We start from the raw sequence: 15645 nt of genomic DNA on the forward strand, positions 1-15645 counted from the left end.
CGCAAATCATCACTGTTTTTGACGTGTTATAAAGAATAATACACATAAAATAGATATGCAAATAAAATATATAAGTATTCATTAATTGTTTTAAAATTAGCATTTGAACTCAAGGAAGTGAAATAATATGCACTATCTTTTGCTTTCCAATTTTTTGGTATACCTCAAATTCTTTTCATGATTGCCGATAGATTAATTATTGACCTCATGTTTAGAAAAGAATATGGCTAACATAGACAATATTAAAGAGCATCAACAAACCCATGCGATGTTTCGGTATTTACTCATAGCACAACTGCTGCTCAGCGGTATTATTGGCTATATTACAGACACACTTGGTGTGGGTATGGCCTTAGGTCTATTGATTGTAGTTCCGGCTATCCTCTACGGAATCACTTCACCAAGCACAGCGATATCAAGGCATATTGTTGCGATGTCAACGCAATTAATGGCCGCTCTGCATATCCAACAGACGATGGGCATGACCGAAATGCACTTCCAAGTATTCGTTATTTTGGCATTCCTATCTTTCTTCCGAGATTGGAAGGTCATCATTACGGGTACCGTGGTCATTGCTGCACACCACATAGGTGGTTTTGCTGTGCAGCATATGGGTGGAGGGATAATAGTATTTGAAGACAGTGCGCCAAGTTTTACCATTTTATTGATTCATGCAACGTTTGCTATAGTGGAGTGCGCGGTGTTGACGTTTGTCGCGCACAAATCTCGTAAAGAAGCGGATGCGGCCGCACAATTAAAAATGACAATTGAAAATATGATTGGTCGAGATGGCCAAATTAATTTAAGTAACACGAATTTGCTCAATGAAGGACATCTTGCTAATTTCAATCAAATGATTGCTGCAGTTCAAGCGCTTGTACGTAAGGCGCATCATATAGGTGCTGAGCTAATATCTTTTGCTGACAAAGTTAAAAAATCATCTATCGATTTGGACGACACGGTAGATGCCCAGTATGAGCAAGTTAGCTCGATCTCCGCTGCGATGCGGGATATGACTCAAAGAATTCAGGAGGTTGCAGATTTATCTTTTGATGCGAATGAACATGCAGGTAGCGCAAGAGGCAAAACAGAAGATACGCGGACGGCGATAGTTGACAGCAAAAATAATATTAGTCAATTAAAGTCTACTTTGCAGACGACGTCTGAAGCAATCAGTGATTTGAGTCACAAATGCCAAAACATTTCACAAGTGATGCAGTCGATTAAAAGTGTTGCGGAGCAAACTAATTTACTTGCACTTAATGCCGCTATTGAATCTGCCCGTGCTGGCGAGCATGGCAGAGGTTTCGCGGTCGTGGCCGACGAAGTGCGTAATTTGGCGATAAAGTCTAAAGAAAGCGCCGAAGAAATTGAAAAGATAACCAGCTTGTTGACCGATAGCGCCAACCACTCTGTAGACAATATGCAAAATTGTGTAGAGATGGTTAATATCGCGGTTGAGTCCTCTGAGCTTGCAACTAACAACATGCAAGAGGTCTTAAATGGCATAGCGGTGGTTAATAACAACGTAACGAATGTCGCCGGCTCTGCCTCAGCTCAGGCAAATACTTCCGCCTCCATTAGTCAATCTGCTGAGCATTTAAACGGCTTATTCTCAGATGAAAAAGCTCAAGTTGAAGGACTTAAACATAACGTTATTGCGCTCAATCGTCTCACTGAAGAGTTAGATCAACAGCTTGGCAAGTTTCAGATAAATTAGTCAGGCACTTAAAAGTGAACTGCGGAATAAAAAAATCACTTCAATGGGCCTTTATTTTGCTTTGGTTTGGCGTCGCTTCAGGCTTTGTCATTGCTATGGGTAGCAGCACTTCTAAGACATTTGATCATGATAATCGATTAGCTATGCAGCTTATGTCGTTAGATTTTGAGCGTGATTTTGTTTCAGCTTTAAGCCTCGCAAAAGCAACTGAGGGAAACAGGATTGTGCATTTAACCTCGCCCAACGACTGCTTCTGTCAAACCTTAGCTAGATCTCATATTAAAAAGTTGAATTTGCTCGTCGAAAATACTAACACTAATGTCGTCACTTTAGATATTGAACAGCATATAGCGCTGCAAAAATTTATCCCTTCAACTCCAGCCATTGCTGTAATCAACGACAAAGAACAACTTCTATATTTTGGTCCATACTCTCAGGGTAGCGGCTGTTTTAGTCGCTCAGGAAAAGTAGACAGTATCGTCAGTCGTAAGCTTCTCAGTATGCCCCAGCACAATCAAAGCACTAAGCCAGAGAGTGTTATCAACGCTGAGGCAAAAGGGTGTTATTGTCATCAGCCAGTGGCTATCTGAGGTCTTAGCTAGAGCAAGGGCATAAGAGTTTATTCAATATCTTCATATCCCCAAGGCGCAGCCGGAGGGTCAATTGGCTTAGTAAGGTCAAAATCTACTCTAAAATCACGTCCTTCTCTTGTTAACCGGTAGGTGAATTTATCTTCGTAGATAAACATTTGCCAGGTGTTGCCAAGCGATTGTGGAATGCCTGTATTAACAAATAGCTCTTTGGAATACTGATCCGCCGGAAATGATTGTGCCTGGGCATAACCCGCATCAACGGTATGACCGCCGTACATAGTCAGTGGATCGTTGCTACCGTCTGGTTTGCGATGATCATGCTTCAAACTCAAACCGCTGCCGGTTTTAGTAATGATCCAAGTGCGCGATGCATCGTCGCCCAAATGAAAGGGTATCTGCAACTGTGAGTCTGTGCACTTTCGCACATGCATCACTAACTCTTGGGCGAACGCTGGGCTGGGGTCGTTATCAAAGACTACCTCGCCTTTATATGCTTTTGAGCAATGCTTGGCGATGTTGTCAAAAAAAGCGTCATGAGTGGGAATAGACACTAAGGGTGCCTCTTGTGATTGCGCTAAAAACGGCATCAGCATTAGAAAAAGTATGGCTATAGAGTTGCGTGGCATAGAGAGTCTTCTTTGTATGGTTTGAACATAAAAAAGCAGCGATGGTTTAGCCGTCGCTACTTTTTGAAACATTACCAAAGCATACTTGCTAGGCTAGCAAACGCAACCTAATTTACTGCTGAGCAGGCTATCTAGGCTTGGTCTGTATTTTGTCTACTGCTTTTGCCTTTGTTGCCTTTGTTGCCTCGTTTGCCTTTTGCGGCTCTGTTAAGCATTTTTTCAAATTTTGCCTTTTGTTCATCGTCTAGCACGCTTAGCATTTGATAGTGTGCGTAAGACCTTGTTAATGCAAATTCAACGCGGCTTGCTTGGGCTTCATTCTGCAGGTTTAGCCAAGCATCTTGGTCAAACGTCGATGCAAAGATAATCGCTTTTTCTGCCTCTCTAGCGCTTTTTAAGTCAGCGTTTAATGTTTTGCTCTGCAGTTTATGAGTTTCTTGAATTTGCTCAATCGCAGTGACTTGCTCAGCGGAAAGACCGAGTCGCTTTTCGAGCCTTTTAATGTTGAAGGATTCACGCTTATTATCTTTACTTTGGCGTTTACTCTGTTTATCCAATAAGGCCGCTTGCTGTGTTTCGTCAAGTAAGTTGTACGCTTGATGTTGTGCCGTAGCTTTGTTCAATTTCATTTGACCGGCGTGGGCGACTCGCTGAGACACTATATCTTCGGCTAAGCTTTGATCCCAAGTAGGCATATCCATCAGGTTTCGCATTTGCGCTACTATCGCCTGTCTTTCTCCTTTGTATACAGCATTGTTTTGTTTGCTTTGTTTGAGTATTTCGCCGATATCTTGTTTTTGTGATTCGCTCAAATTTAATGAAGCAAACAATTTGTGTTCACCTCGCTGCCCGTTTTCAGGTCCATGCGCATAGGCTGATGGAAGTTGTGATGCGGCTAACGAAAATACTAAGGTAACGGCTAAAAGTGTAGGTTTCATAATCTCTCCATAAAGAGGGTTGCTGAGTTCGAAAATTATAATAACCAATCTAATGCAAAGAAACGCCAAGACCATGTAAAGGTTGTGTAAAGATGGTGTCGGTGTAATATTGAGGCCATAAAATATCGCTACCATTCAAGGCATTATTTACAACAGCAGGGCATCTAATTATGCACAAAGTACTCCTCATCGATGATGACATGGCGCTCACCGATTTATTGTCTGATTATTTGCTTCAGCAGCAGTTTGATGTGGCAGTAGCAAACAGCCCAGAGCGCGGCTTAAAGATGCTCAAGCAACTTGATTATGACTTACTTTTATTAGACGTCATGATGCCCATAATGGATGGATTTGAGGCCCTTAGGCAACTTCGTCAATTCTCAAATATCCCTGTGATAATGCTTACCGCCAAGGGAGACGACTACGATAAAATATTGGGTCTTGAACTAGGTGCAGATGATTACCTATCTAAGCCTTTTAATCACCGTGAACTACTGGCAAGAATGAAGGCATTAATAAGGCGCCTTGATAGCAACACGGGATTCGCTGCTGCCAAAAAATTTAGTTTACATGGCATACAATTAGACGAAGCAAGTCATCTGGTTTCAGTAAACGGAACCTCAATAGTATTGACTGGTACAGAGTTTCATATGTTGTTGCAATTAATGAAGCACGCAGGACAGCTTTTGACCAAAGACCAACTCAGTGAACAAGTGCTTGGCAGAAAATTAGCTCCCTTTGACCGCAGCTTAGATATGCACGTAAGTAATATTCGTAAAAAACTTGCGCATCACGGGGCAACCGAGATCATTCGAACTGTGCGAGGCAATGGATATATGATGGCGGCGCCAAGCGAATGACGCGCTTGCTTGGCATTTTGCATAAACTTAAACCCACCAATAGCTTATTTGGAAAAATCTTTATTTGGTTTTGGTTGTCAGTAAGTTTATTGCTTATTGTTGCATTTTTGTTGGCAAGACTGTCTCGTCTGCCAGTTGATGTGTCGCAGCCAAATGCTGAGCAACTTGCCAAAGCAGAAAGAATATCTGAATCGGTGCAAAATGCATTGGATAGAGGTTTATCACCAGAGCGAGCCTTAAGACGAGCCGCCAACAGAGGCCGTTGGCAATTAATGATTGTTGATATTCCTCGCAAAGATCTCATTTTGGGTTTTCCGGCGCCGATGTTGCCATCAAAACAACCGATACTTGAGCTAGCTGAGTCAAGTCAAACACTGATGGTCACCACTCCTAGTATAGAATTTATTGGCCCATTTACGGTGCCGTCAGGCACTTATGAGTACAAACTGTTTGTCGGTAGATTGCTGCGGCGGGATGAGCGCCCACCTGCTTCATGGGGAATTTCTCTTGTGGTGGTGCTTACTCTCGGCTCCTTACTTTGTTTGCTTTTAGCTTGGCGTTTGAGCAAGCCGCTAGGTGAGCTTGGTGCCGTCAGTCGGGCTTTTGCCGATGGAGATTTAACTGCCCGAGTACCGAATCAAAGTACTCGTCAAGACGAAATCGGACAGTTAGCCGCCGATTTCAACCTAATGGCAGACAAACTAAACGCAAGTATGCTGCAGCAGCATTTATTGATGGCAAATGTTTCTCATGAGCTACGTACTCCGCTTACTCGCTTGCAGCTTTCAGTAGCTATGTTGCAAGACAAATACAGTGACGACGAATACCTGTCTCGAATTGAGCACGAAATTATCATCATGGATAAGCTGATTGGACAAATACTGCGGTTAACGCGCATGCAAAATGCTAGTAATGGCCTGTTCCTTGCTGAAGGGCCGCAATTTGAGGAAATTACATTTGACGAACTTTTCTCTGATACTCTAGAGAGTTTGCAATTTGAGGCACAGGCTATGGGCAAGCATTTAACTAGCTCTGCTTTACCCTCTGTTCAATTACGTGCGGACCCTGCAGCCCTAATAAGTGCATTTGAGAATATTACCCGCAATGCTATCAAGTTTTCAAAATCCGAGATTTGGATTCAAATATCAGTGAGCAAAGAGCAGATAATTGTGCACGTTGATGATAATGGGGGAGGTCTTCCTGATGAGCAACTTGGTAAATTATTTGAACCATTTTATCAATCACAACATACTTCCAATATTACTTTAAAAGGCGTAGGTTTAGGTTTAGCGATTGCAAAAGCTGCCGTGAATCTGCATGATGGAAACCTCTTGGTTACGCACTCCCAGCACGGTGGGTTGCGATTTACCATTAGTCTGCCAAGGTAGGCATAATAGGCGCTATCTTTCTATTAATATGGTCACTTATAAACATGGTCAATCTGCAAACTTGTGTATTTGAGTAATGAACAACAGCTGGCAAGTTATTATCAAGTAGCACTGCCTAAATTTATCAGCGAAAAAATGCAGGTGGGCGATTGGCAGCGCTCCGACACCTATCACCTGCATTATCGCTACGTGATTAAGCCCTCAGCAAAAGCTTGGGTGGTGATCATGCAGGGACGGGCTGAATCGGTGGTGAAATATGCCGAATTAATGGATGAACTGCATCAAAATGGTTTCTCAGTGTTTGCTTTTGATCATATTGGACAAGGGCAGTCTGGGCGCTTAACCGAAAACCCTTTACACGGGTTTGTTGAGGATTTTGACGCTTATGTTGAGGATTCAGCCGCACTAATAAGCGGCGTAATGCAGGATTTAAAATCTCAATACCAACAGCGAGATTTACCCCAATATCTATTGTCGCACTCCATGGGTGGGGCAATTGCAACTTTGCTGCTAGAAAAATATCCGCAGCTGTTTAATAAGGCGGTTCTCAGTTCGCCAATGTATGGTATTCAAGCGCCAATCCCTGACAGACTTGCGAGGTTGCTGGTGACAGTAGGCGCAGCAGTGCACCGGATCTTGGGCATTAGCTCTGGATATTTTCTCGGTCAGGGTGATTACAAAGCGGTCGATTTTACCGAAAACAAACTGACCAGTAGTAAGCTTCGCTACGATTGGTTCAAGCAGTACTATAACGATAATGTGGATGCTCGTTTAGGTGGCGTTACTTTTCAATGGTTAGCGGCAGCTTTACATGCAATGGACCACATCGTTATGCATGCGAATAGGATTGACACACCGGTATTAGGCTTTAAAGCTGGCAGTGATGAAATTGTGAATAACGAGGTCATTGACCAAGTGTTTGCTAGTTTGCCAAACGCTGAGCTAGTAGAAATAGTTGGTGCAAGGCATGAAATTTTGTTTGAGCAAGACCGCTTTCGACAACAGGCCGTTATTCGGATTTTGCAGTTCTTTTTAAGCTAAGCTCTGTTAGAATCCCCGCATCTTCGCGAGAGTATCGAGAATCATGTTAGACGTTGTACTTTACGAACCTGAAATTCCCCCCAATACTGGAAACATCATTCGTCTGTGCGCCAATACTGGCTTTAATTTGCACCTAATCGAACCATTGGGATTTGATTGGGAGGAAAAAAAGGTTCGGCGCGCGGGCCTCGATTATCATGAGTTCGCTCGCGTTGCACGCCACGCATCTTTGCAAGACTACTTAGATTTAGTAAAGCCGAAACGTGTATTTGCCTGCACCACAAAAGGCCAAACCTTTCATTCAGATGTTAGTTATGCCGCTGGCGATGCCTTGCTATTTGGTCCAGAAACAAGAGGCCTTCCAAAGGATGTTATTTTTGCCTTGCCACCAGAGTGTAGAGTCCGGATCCCGATGTCACCGGACAGTCGCAGTATGAATTTATCGAATGCGGTGGCGGTGTTTGTATATGAAAGCTGGCGTCAACTTGGTTATTCCAACGCAAGGTAATTAGTATTGCTATGGTTTGTTTCAATTTAAATAAAATCTACTGGTTGAGTATTATTGCATTTGTAATAGTGCCTTTTATCACTAAAGCCCAAGATTCTGAAAGTGCTTTGAAGACAGGTATACCGCAAGTTTATGAGCATAGTGGCAAAAATACAGCGCCTGAAGATGCAAAGCGGCAATCAGACTACCCATTAGATCACGCAGGTGCCGCTGCTAATGAGCAAGGCGATGACAAACATGAGGATAATCACGAACATGAGCATGATAGTCATCATGAACACGGCGACGAGTTTGAATCTATTCTCGTGGTGTCTACGCGTTTAGGTCGCTCTGCAAATGATGAGCCTATTCGGGTAGAGGTCATTAATCGCGAAGAGCTGGAAGAAAAAGCCATTATGCGTCCGGGAAATATCTCTATGCTGGTGGCAGAAACCGGTGGTGTACGAGTTCAAACTACCTCTCCAGCCTTAGGCAGCGCAAACATCCGTCTGCAAGGATTATACGGTCGCTATACCCAATTATTAAACGATGGCTTAGCGCTGTATGGCGGGCAGGCATCATCGATTGGTTTGTTACAAATCCCACCGACTGATCTTGCCAGCGTTGAAATAATTAAGGGCTCGGCGTCCTCTTTGTATGGTGGCTCAGCCATGGGTGGTGTGATCAATTTAATTTCACGTCGGCCTGGCGATCAAGCTGAGGGCGAGGTACTGTTAAATGCGACGAGTCAAGATGGACAAGACATTACTACTTATCTCGCAGCGCCGCTTAGTGAAGCACTGGCAGTATCTATAACCGGCGGTGCGCATCATCAAAGTGTTCAAGACTTTGACAACGACGGCTGGATAGATATGGCGGGTTACGAGCGATTTACCGCTCGGCCCCGATTGTTTTATGAAAGTGAAAGCGGCACTAGCCTATATGTTACAGCAGGCTTGATGACTGAGAAGCGAGAAGGCGGCACCAGAGCTGGGCAAATAGTGCCTGACGGTAACCCTTTTGCTCAAACACAAGACAGCGAACGCTTTGATGGTGGTTTTATTGCTAATGGTCCATTGGGCGATACCTTGAGCTGGACAGCACGTGGCTCTGCAATGTTGCAAAATCATGATAAACATTTTGGCGATGCAGTTGATAATGATCGCCATGAAAGTTACTTATTTGAAAGCACTTTGTCGGGCTATACCTTGAACGGGCAATGGGTAATAGGTGCAGCAATACAGTCTGAGCGCTTTGAATCTGAAGATTTTCCTGACTTTAATTATGGATATGACGTGCCTGGATTGTTTGCACAGGCCGATTATGAATTTAGCGAAGAACTGTCTACTTCATTGAGCGCCAGAGTGGATGATCACAGCCAGTTTGGCACTCAGTTCAGCCCTCGTATTTCTTTGTTGTATCGTCCCAACGATCTTACAGTTAGGGCGTCCTATGGTCGTGGCTACTTTGCGCCGACGCCTTTTGTTGAAGAGATTGAGGCTGCTGGCTTGTCGCGCCTTGCACCTTTAGAGAATGTTCAAGAAGAAACAGCAGTGACCTCGTCTATTGATGTTGGGTATCAATTCGACAGCTTTGAAACGAATGTGACCTTGTTTTCGTCAAGAGTTGAGGGGGTTACGGAGCTAGAGGCGTTTGCTTCACAAAGTGGTGGGTCATTGGATCGCGTGCGTTTAGTCAATGCTGCAGGTGAATCACGAATTTATGGTACTGAACTTATGTTGCGCTACAAATGGCAAGATATAAAGCTCACCGCCAGTTACTTGTATTTGGATGCTACAGAGCTTAATGATGCCGGCGATCGTCGCCAGCGTCTTGCCCTCACTCCTGAGCATTCAGCAGGGATTGTAGCTATGTGGGAGCAGCATGGCAGTTTCAGGGTGGGTTTTGAAGCTTATTACACCGGTATTCAGAGATTAAACGCAAATCCTTATCGACAACAAAGTCAGCCTTATTGGCACTTAGGTTTACTAGGTGAAATTACGCTTGGTCAGTTTAGCTGGTTTATTAACGCAGAGAATCTTTTAAATATACGCCAAACAAAAGAAGATTCCTTAGTATTGCCGATGCGCGCACCGAGTGGCCAATGGACTACCGATATATGGTCGCGTAACGATGGCTTTATCGTAAATGCAGGTGTGAGGCTGCGCTTTTGAACAGCATTTTTTAAACTAAATTAAGCATGTCAAATGCTAGTCAACCCAGAAAAGTCGTGGGGTAGAATCCTGCCATAAGTCAGTATGAGTTGTATATTCATTGGCAATTAGTGTAGACAAAGACCTCACAATGGTAGGGTTCTAGCCTGTTTTGTTTGTGCTCAAACCGCCCAAAACCGAGTGCGCGCGAAGATTCAAGCGCAAACAAACCCTGGCCGCCTAGACGCTCGAGATATATAAAGTAATATTAAACAATAGCTAGTACCTTAGAACTTGCACGCTAAGTCAATTGATAGATGAAATATCGATGTGCTTATTCGCTTTTCTGTTCGCGACTGAGCAAATCTACAGCGGCTTCTTTGGCCGGTTTATTGTGATATAAGACTTGATATATTTGTTCGCAAATCGGCATTTCTACTGCTTGTCTGTTGGCAAGGATATGCACTTCGTCGGTGTTACGATAGCCTTCAACTACTTGGCCAATGCTATCAATGGCGTCTTCCACGCTTAGACCTTGGCCTAAGGCTAGTCCGAAGCGCCGGTTGCGAGATTGATTATCTGTGCAGGTTAATACTAAGTCCCCTAAACCCGACATACCCATAAAAGACTCAGGACTTGCGCCTAGACTAACGCCCAAGCGAGTCATTTCAGCTAAGCCACGAGTAATCAATGCGGTACGCGCGTTCGCTCCAAAACCCAGCCCATCGGCCAAGCCAGCGCCTATGGCAATAACATTTTTAACTGCACCACCCAACTGCACGCCAATCAAATCATCGTTCAAATAAACTCGAAAGCTCTTAGGGTTATGTATCATCTGGCTAAAGCGAGTGGCTAATTCAAAATCGGTACTGGACAGTGTGATTGCCGTGGGTAAGCCGGCAGCCATCTCTTTAGCAAAAGTAGGGCCCGACAATACCGCTTTTGGAATGGTATCCCCTAATACATCAGTAACGACGTCTTGCAAAAATCGACCGGTATTAGGTTCGAGTCCTTTGGAGGCCCAAATCAATTTATGGTGGGGCATAACATATGGCGCTATGGCTTCTAGCATGTTTTTAAAAGCGTGGCTTGGCACGACAATAAGCAAAAAGTCACTGCTTTGCACTGCGGTCTGTAGATCGGATGTGGGATGCAGGGAATCAGGAAATCGGAAGCCGTCTAAATATTTTTCGTTACTTCGACTTTGCTGCATTGCGAGCATGTCATCACTATTGCGCCCCCAAAGGTAAGTAGGGTGCATATTGCGACTCAAACAAAACGCTAGGGCAGTGCCATAAGAACCGGCACCAAATACGCTGACAGGTGTTTGAGCATTTGACATAACTCGCCTTATTTAAGCGACTAAAAAGCGGCTTAGTTTATGAATCTAGTTTTGGTGCGTCGTCTTTAATACCCTGCTGTTCACGATGTTTTTGAACGTAAGCAGCAAAAATAGCATCAAAATTCACCGGTTGTAAGTTAAGCGCTGGGAAGGTGCCGCGATTAACTAAATTAGATATCGCTTCACGTGCATAAGGGAACAGCATATTTGGACAATAAGAACCAAGCATGTGCGCTTTATTATTGTCTGGCATATCACTGATAGCAAAAATACCCGCCTGTTGTACTTCGCATAAAAACCCAACGTCTTCACCCACAGTCGCGGTCACGGTAACCGATAGGACTACTTCGTATAAGTTTTTATCAAGCTCAGTAGTGCGCGTATCAATATCTAACTTCACTTCCGGTTTCCACTCTTTTTGAAAGATGGCGGGAGAGTTAGGAGATTCAAATGAGATATCTTTTGTATAAATACGCTGAAGATTAAATTGCACTTCTTGTTTAGCTTCTGCTTGTGTATTGTTTGCTTCATCTGCCATGAACGTTACCTGCTTTTTAAATGTTTAAAAAATCGCCGTAATATAATTTATTGTCGACGAACTACTTTTACTAATTTATATATTTTGTAGACTAGTTGGCTAACAGCGCATCGAGTTTGTTCGCTGCTTCTAAAGCGAATAAATCGTCACATCCACCTACGTGGATATCGCCAATAAATATTTGAGGAACGGTTGTGCGACCGTTTGCGAGCTTCACCATTTCAGCTTTCAAATCTGGTTTCTGAACCAAATCAAACTCGGTAAATTCGACGCCTTTTTGACTGAGCAGCATTTTTGCGCGTTTGCAGTATGGGCAATAATCTTTGGTATAAATCACTACATTTTGCATGTTGTTACCTTGTTTATGTGGTTGCGCGAGAGCTATTTTTCTACAGGAAGCCCGGCAGACTGCCAAGCACCCATGCCGCCGCTAAGTACGTTCACGTTGGTAAATCCTTGCTTAGACATTTTACTTGCGGTGCCTGCGGCTAGATTCCCCATTGCGCAAACAACAACAATGGGTGTGTTTTTGAACTTTTCAAGTTTTGTAAAGTTTGCTTCGCGGACTTCTTCAGGTTTCACATGACGTGCACCTACAATATGACCAGCTTTGAAGTCTTTTAATGGCCGTATATCTAGTAAAACAGCATCACTTTTATTGATCAGCAGTGTCGCGCCATGATTATCAACACGTTTAACGTTAGATAATAAAGGGCTAATGAAGGAATATGCCAACATTGCCACTAAGGCTATCCAGATTCCGGATAAAATTAGGTTATCTCTGGCAAATTCAATAATTTGGTCCATGTTGATCAGTTCCTATTGGCGTCATCTAAAATTTAAGAACGCGAATTATATAGAAAGCAGTCATAAAAAACACGTGCTAACTTGTTTACTATGCCTAATAACTTGCGCTTATATTGTTTTGTTGTTTATACCCGCCTTAAATACTGGTAAATTATTGCTTTAACGTCGATTCCGACTAATGAGTATAACGCCCACTAAGGAAAGTAATGACTTCTCAAAAAACGCCGCTTGCGCTAATCATTCTTGATGGTTGGGGCTACCGCGAAGAAACCAAAAATAATGCGATTGCTGCAGCTAACACGCCAAATTTAGACAGTTTATCTAAAGAGTATACAAGCACCCTGATTTCAGGCTCTGGACTCGATGTTGGATTGCCCGATGGGCAGATGGGGAATTCTGAAGTTGGTCATGTCAATCTTGGCGCGGGCCGCGTCGTTTATCAAGATTTTACAAAAATCACCAAAGCGATAGAAGACGGCGAATTTGCTCACAATCCTGCCATTGTTGAAGCTATCGAACAGGCTGCAAAACATAACAAAGCGGTGCATGTTTTAGGTTTGTTATCTGACGGTGGCGTTCATTCTCATCAAGACCATATTTTTGCTGCGCTCAGTCTGGCTCAGCAAAAAGGTGTAAAAAAAGTCTATTTACATGCATTTTTAGACGGCCGAGATACTCCGCCGCGCAGCGCTCAAAAGTATTTGGCAGAAACTCAGCAGGTGTGCGATGGTTTAGACGGCGTCTCAATCGCTTCGATAGTAGGTCGTTATTATGCAATGGATAGAGACAATCGCTGGGAACGTATTTCTAAAGCGTATAACTTAATGGTGGATGCTGAGGGCGAATATTCTGCTGCAGACGCTCAAAGTGGATTGCTAGAAGCCTATTCACGAGGCGAGAACGATGAATTTGTCAAAGCCACTGTGATAGGCGATTACCCGGGGATCGCAGATGGCGATACGCTGATTTTTATGAACTTTAGGGCAGACCGAGCAAGAGCCATGTCACATGCTTTAGTTGACAAAGATTTTACTGGATTTACTCGGAATCGATTTGCCAGTACTCATTTTGTTATGCTAACTGAATACGAAAGTACATTGAAAGTGCCTTGTGCTTTTGCTCAGGAGAACCTAGTCAATGTGATGGGAGAGTGGTTGTCAAAACATGATAAAACGCAACTGAGGATATCTGAAACCGAAAAATTTGCCCATGTGACGTTTTTCTACAGCGGTGGCAAAGAAGATGAATATCCTGGTGAAGATCGCATTTTGATTCAATCACCTGATGTTGCGACTTATGATTTGCAACCAGAAATGAACTCCGCTGAACTTACAGATAAACTGGTCGAGGCTATCCTAGCGAGAAAGTACGATGCGATTATTTGTAATTTTCCAAATGGCGATATGGTCGGTCACACTGGTAATTTTGACGCTGCAGTGAAAGCTTGTGAAGCGGTAGATAGATGTATTGGCAGGATTATAGACGCATTAAAGGAAGTAGGTGGAGAATGCTTGATTACTGCAGACCATGGTAATGCAGAACAAATGGTTGACCCATCGACCGGAGTGGAACATACCGCACATACCAGTGAGCCGGTGCCATTTATTTACTTCGGCAGAGAGGCGGTTGCGCGGGCAAATGGCACGCTCAGTGATGTTGCACCAACTATGTTACATTTAATGGGGATGCAGCAACCCAGCGAAATGACAGGTACGCCAATTGTTACGCTCACAACTTAAAGGTTAAGCTTGAATGCAATTTTTGCTGCGTGCTAAAGACAGTGTCTTGGTAGCACAACTTTATCAACTTATAAAAATAGGTGCTTTGAGCGCTGTCATTTTTATTTGTTTATTGTTCACGGCCGCAGCGCAAGATCAACGAAGTGACTTAGAAAATATTCAGTCTTTAATCGAACAAACGAAAGAGCAGCTAGAGGAAAAGTTAGAAGATTCTGATCGTTTGCAGCAAGAACTAAAGCTAGCTGAGTTACAAATTGCTGAAGCTGCCACCATGCTCAATCAAACCGACAGATCGCTCAGCAGCACACGCCGCGAAATAGGCAAACTGGTCAAAGAAAAAGCACAAATTCAGACTAAAATGTTGGAGCAGCAGAAGTATTTGTCGAATCAAATTAAAAGTGCGTATATGGCAGGAAACTATGATTTTGCCAAGATGATTTTTAATCAAGATGATGCCGGTAAATTTGAACGAATTTTGACTTACTATCAATATCTAAATAATGCTCGCCTTGATCAGATTACCCAGTTTCGGGAGCTTATTACCAGCTTTGAAAACATACAGGCTCAACTCAGTGAAAAGGAAAATCGGCAAATCGTATTAATTGCTCAGCAGCGCAATCAGGCCGAAAACCTGCGAAATCGTCAGCAGTCGAGGTTAATTACACTTAAAAATCTAGATGCTGAAATAAAGTCAGACCAAGCTAGGGTGGCTCAATTGAGTCAACAAGAACAAAGCTTGATGCGCGCTATAGAGCAGGCAGAAATTGCGGCAAGAAGTGCAGCCCAGCGGGGCGATAAGAGCACTATAGAGTTGCTAGGTTTAAGCGCACTCAAAGGTAGATTGATAGTGCCTACTTCTGGTGGCATAGACCGATTATTTGGTAAGCGTCGACAGGGGCAAGTGCGTTGGCAAGGGATTGTGATCAATTCTCCCTCTGGCACGCCAGTGAATTCTGTTGCCGATGGCAAAGTACTTTATGCAGATTGGTTAAAGGGCTTTGGTTTAGTCACGATTGTTGACCATGGTGATGGCTATATGACGGTTTATGGTCGCAATCAAGCCTTATTAAAAAACGTAGGTGATGTCGTCATGGCCGGTGATACCATAAGCTTAGTTGGTAATAGCGGTGGTCAAGCCCAGCCAGGTTTATACTTTGAAATTAGGCACAAGGGAAAAGCGCTAAACCCAAGTTTATGGTTAGTGAGAGCGTAGATTCTTATCGCCTGCAAAATGCCGAACTAAGAGACAACATTGACGCTGCGGTGCAGGGTATTGCAGATGAAAACAGCTTAGGCAAGTCAATGCGTATTATGCGATTCAGTTTTGCTGCAACCCAAATATTTCCCGAAAGACATCGAAATTGAGTCCTTAGTTTTAATCGGGTATCAGGCATATGAACGAAAAACTCGGAA

At 43.5% G+C, this 15645-nt stretch carries 16 protein-coding genes; 10 read left to right on the forward strand and 6 right to left on the reverse strand.

Annotated features, from left to right (window positions below):
* Window positions 1-223: 223 nt before the first annotated feature.
* Together AB9H30_RS05350 and AB9H30_RS05355 are read left to right on the forward strand one after the other, a co-directional pair.
* Window positions 224-1720 carry a methyl-accepting chemotaxis protein gene (locus AB9H30_RS05350; protein ID WP_371193611.1) on the forward strand — a complete coding sequence of 499 codons (1497 nt, stop codon included), beginning with the start codon at window positions 224-226 and terminating at the stop codon, window positions 1718-1720.
* 14 nt (window positions 1721-1734) lie between these two features.
* Window positions 1735-2310 carry a DUF6436 domain-containing protein gene (locus AB9H30_RS05355; protein ID WP_371193612.1) on the forward strand — a complete coding sequence of 192 codons (576 nt, stop codon included), beginning with the start codon at window positions 1735-1737 and terminating at the stop codon, window positions 2308-2310.
* Between the two features lie 29 nt (window positions 2311-2339).
* Here AB9H30_RS05355 and AB9H30_RS05360 read toward each other — a convergent pair whose 3' ends face one another.
* Together AB9H30_RS05360 and AB9H30_RS05365 are read right to left on the reverse strand one after the other, a co-directional pair.
* A complete protein-coding gene (locus AB9H30_RS05360; protein ID WP_371193613.1) occupies window positions 2340-2939 on the reverse strand; it encodes a hypothetical protein in 600 nt (199 codons plus the stop codon).
* Between the two features lie 131 nt (window positions 2940-3070).
* Entirely contained in the window at window positions 3071-3877 is an 807-nt protein-coding gene (locus tag AB9H30_RS05365) for a Spy/CpxP family protein refolding chaperone (RefSeq protein ID WP_371193614.1), read from the reverse strand.
* 170 nt (window positions 3878-4047) lie between these two features.
* On the opposite strand from AB9H30_RS05365, the gene AB9H30_RS05370 reads away from it, so the two are divergent.
* The 5 genes from AB9H30_RS05370 to AB9H30_RS05390 all read left to right on the forward strand — a co-directional run bounded on the left by AB9H30_RS05370 (window position 4048) and on the right by AB9H30_RS05390 (window position 9827).
* A complete protein-coding gene (locus AB9H30_RS05370; RefSeq protein ID WP_371193615.1) occupies window positions 4048-4737 on the forward strand; it encodes a response regulator in 690 nt (229 codons plus the stop codon).
* On the forward strand, window positions 4734-6125 hold the full coding sequence (locus tag AB9H30_RS05375) for an ATP-binding protein (RefSeq protein ID WP_371193616.1): 1392 nt from the start codon (window positions 4734-4736) through the stop codon (window positions 6123-6125). The genes AB9H30_RS05370 and AB9H30_RS05375 overlap by 4 nt, the downstream gene beginning before the upstream one ends.
* Window positions 6126-6188: 63 nt before the next feature.
* Window positions 6189-7166, forward strand: a complete 978-nt coding sequence (locus AB9H30_RS05380) for an alpha/beta fold hydrolase (RefSeq protein WP_371193617.1) — start codon at window positions 6189-6191, stop codon at window positions 7164-7166.
* Between the two features lie 43 nt (window positions 7167-7209).
* Window positions 7210-7674 carry a tRNA (uridine(34)/cytosine(34)/5-carboxymethylaminomethyluridine(34)-2'-O)-methyltransferase TrmL gene (trmL, locus tag AB9H30_RS05385; RefSeq protein ID WP_371193618.1) on the forward strand — a complete coding sequence of 155 codons (465 nt, stop codon included), beginning with the start codon at window positions 7210-7212 and terminating at the stop codon, window positions 7672-7674.
* 11 nt (window positions 7675-7685) lie between these two features.
* Window positions 7686-9827 carry a TonB-dependent receptor plug domain-containing protein gene (locus tag AB9H30_RS05390; protein WP_371193619.1) on the forward strand — a complete coding sequence of 714 codons (2142 nt, stop codon included), beginning with the start codon at window positions 7686-7688 and terminating at the stop codon, window positions 9825-9827.
* A gap of 313 nt (window positions 9828-10140) precedes the next feature.
* Here AB9H30_RS05390 and gpsA read toward each other — a convergent pair whose 3' ends face one another.
* From gpsA to AB9H30_RS05410, 4 genes are all read right to left on the reverse strand, one after another.
* A complete protein-coding gene (gene gpsA / locus AB9H30_RS05395; protein ID WP_371193620.1) occupies window positions 10141-11148 on the reverse strand; it encodes an NAD(P)H-dependent glycerol-3-phosphate dehydrogenase in 1008 nt (335 codons plus the stop codon).
* A gap of 37 nt (window positions 11149-11185) precedes the next feature.
* On the reverse strand, window positions 11186-11686 hold the full coding sequence (gene secB / locus AB9H30_RS05400; RefSeq protein WP_371193621.1) for a protein-export chaperone SecB: 501 nt from the start codon (window positions 11684-11686) through the stop codon (window positions 11186-11188).
* A 91-nt stretch (window positions 11687-11777) separates the two neighbouring features.
* On the reverse strand, window positions 11778-12035 hold the full coding sequence (grxC, locus tag AB9H30_RS05405) for a glutaredoxin 3 (protein ID WP_371193622.1): 258 nt from the start codon (window positions 12033-12035) through the stop codon (window positions 11778-11780).
* A gap of 32 nt (window positions 12036-12067) precedes the next feature.
* Window positions 12068-12493, reverse strand: a complete 426-nt coding sequence (locus tag AB9H30_RS05410) for a rhodanese-like domain-containing protein (RefSeq protein ID WP_371193623.1) — start codon at window positions 12491-12493, stop codon at window positions 12068-12070.
* A gap of 206 nt (window positions 12494-12699) precedes the next feature.
* Here AB9H30_RS05410 and gpmI point away from each other — a divergent pair, with 206 nt between their 5' ends.
* The 3 genes from gpmI to AB9H30_RS05425 are packed head-to-tail and all read left to right on the forward strand — an operon-like array spanning window position 12700 to window position 15597.
* Window positions 12700-14232: a 2,3-bisphosphoglycerate-independent phosphoglycerate mutase gene (gene gpmI / locus AB9H30_RS05415; protein WP_371193624.1), complete on the forward strand. Its 1533-nt coding sequence runs from the start codon at window positions 12700-12702 to the stop codon at window positions 14230-14232.
* A gap of 13 nt (window positions 14233-14245) precedes the next feature.
* Entirely contained in the window at window positions 14246-15445 is a 1200-nt protein-coding gene (locus tag AB9H30_RS05420) for a murein hydrolase activator EnvC (protein ID WP_371193625.1), read from the forward strand.
* The gene (locus AB9H30_RS05425; RefSeq protein WP_371193626.1) at window positions 15427-15597 is read left to right on the forward strand and encodes a hypothetical protein; all 171 of its coding nucleotides are present in this window, start codon (window positions 15427-15429) and stop codon (window positions 15595-15597) included. Before AB9H30_RS05420 ends, AB9H30_RS05425 begins: the two co-directional genes overlap by 19 nt.
* Window positions 15598-15645: the final 48 nt, after the last annotated feature.

Source organism: Glaciecola sp. SC05, from assembly GCF_041380235.1.
In the GTDB taxonomy this organism is placed as follows: Bacteria; Pseudomonadota; Gammaproteobacteria; order Enterobacterales; family Alteromonadaceae; genus Glaciecola.

Excerpts from the sequence above, each read along its gene's own strand:
- trmL (WP_371193618.1), top strand. The coding sequence starts at position 7,210 with ATGTTAGACGTTGTACTTTACGAACCTGAAATTCCCCCCAATACTGGA.
- gpsA (WP_371193620.1), bottom strand. The coding sequence starts at position 11,148 with ATGTCAAATGCTCAAACACCTGTCAGCGTATTTGGTGCCGGTTCTTAT.
- gpmI (WP_371193624.1), top strand. The coding sequence starts at position 12,700 with ATGACTTCTCAAAAAACGCCGCTTGCGCTAATCATTCTTGATGGTTGG.
- AB9H30_RS05350 (WP_371193611.1), top strand. The coding sequence starts at position 224 with ATGGCTAACATAGACAATATTAAAGAGCATCAACAAACCCATGCGATG.
- AB9H30_RS05420 (WP_371193625.1), top strand. The coding sequence starts at position 14,246 with ATGCAATTTTTGCTGCGTGCTAAAGACAGTGTCTTGGTAGCACAACTT.
- AB9H30_RS05360 (WP_371193613.1), bottom strand. The coding sequence starts at position 2,939 with ATGCCACGCAACTCTATAGCCATACTTTTTCTAATGCTGATGCCGTTT.
- secB (WP_371193621.1), bottom strand. The coding sequence starts at position 11,686 with ATGGCAGATGAAGCAAACAATACACAAGCAGAAGCTAAACAAGAAGTG.
- AB9H30_RS05370 (WP_371193615.1), top strand. The coding sequence starts at position 4,048 with ATGCACAAAGTACTCCTCATCGATGATGACATGGCGCTCACCGATTTA.
- AB9H30_RS05425 (WP_371193626.1), top strand. The coding sequence starts at position 15,427 with ATGGTTAGTGAGAGCGTAGATTCTTATCGCCTGCAAAATGCCGAACTA.
- grxC (WP_371193622.1), bottom strand. The coding sequence starts at position 12,035 with ATGCAAAATGTAGTGATTTATACCAAAGATTATTGCCCATACTGCAAA.
- AB9H30_RS05365 (WP_371193614.1), bottom strand. The coding sequence starts at position 3,877 with ATGAAACCTACACTTTTAGCCGTTACCTTAGTATTTTCGTTAGCCGCA.
- AB9H30_RS05390 (WP_371193619.1), top strand. The coding sequence starts at position 7,686 with ATGGTTTGTTTCAATTTAAATAAAATCTACTGGTTGAGTATTATTGCA.
- AB9H30_RS05410 (WP_371193623.1), bottom strand. The coding sequence starts at position 12,493 with ATGGACCAAATTATTGAATTTGCCAGAGATAACCTAATTTTATCCGGA.
- AB9H30_RS05375 (WP_371193616.1), top strand. The coding sequence starts at position 4,734 with ATGACGCGCTTGCTTGGCATTTTGCATAAACTTAAACCCACCAATAGC.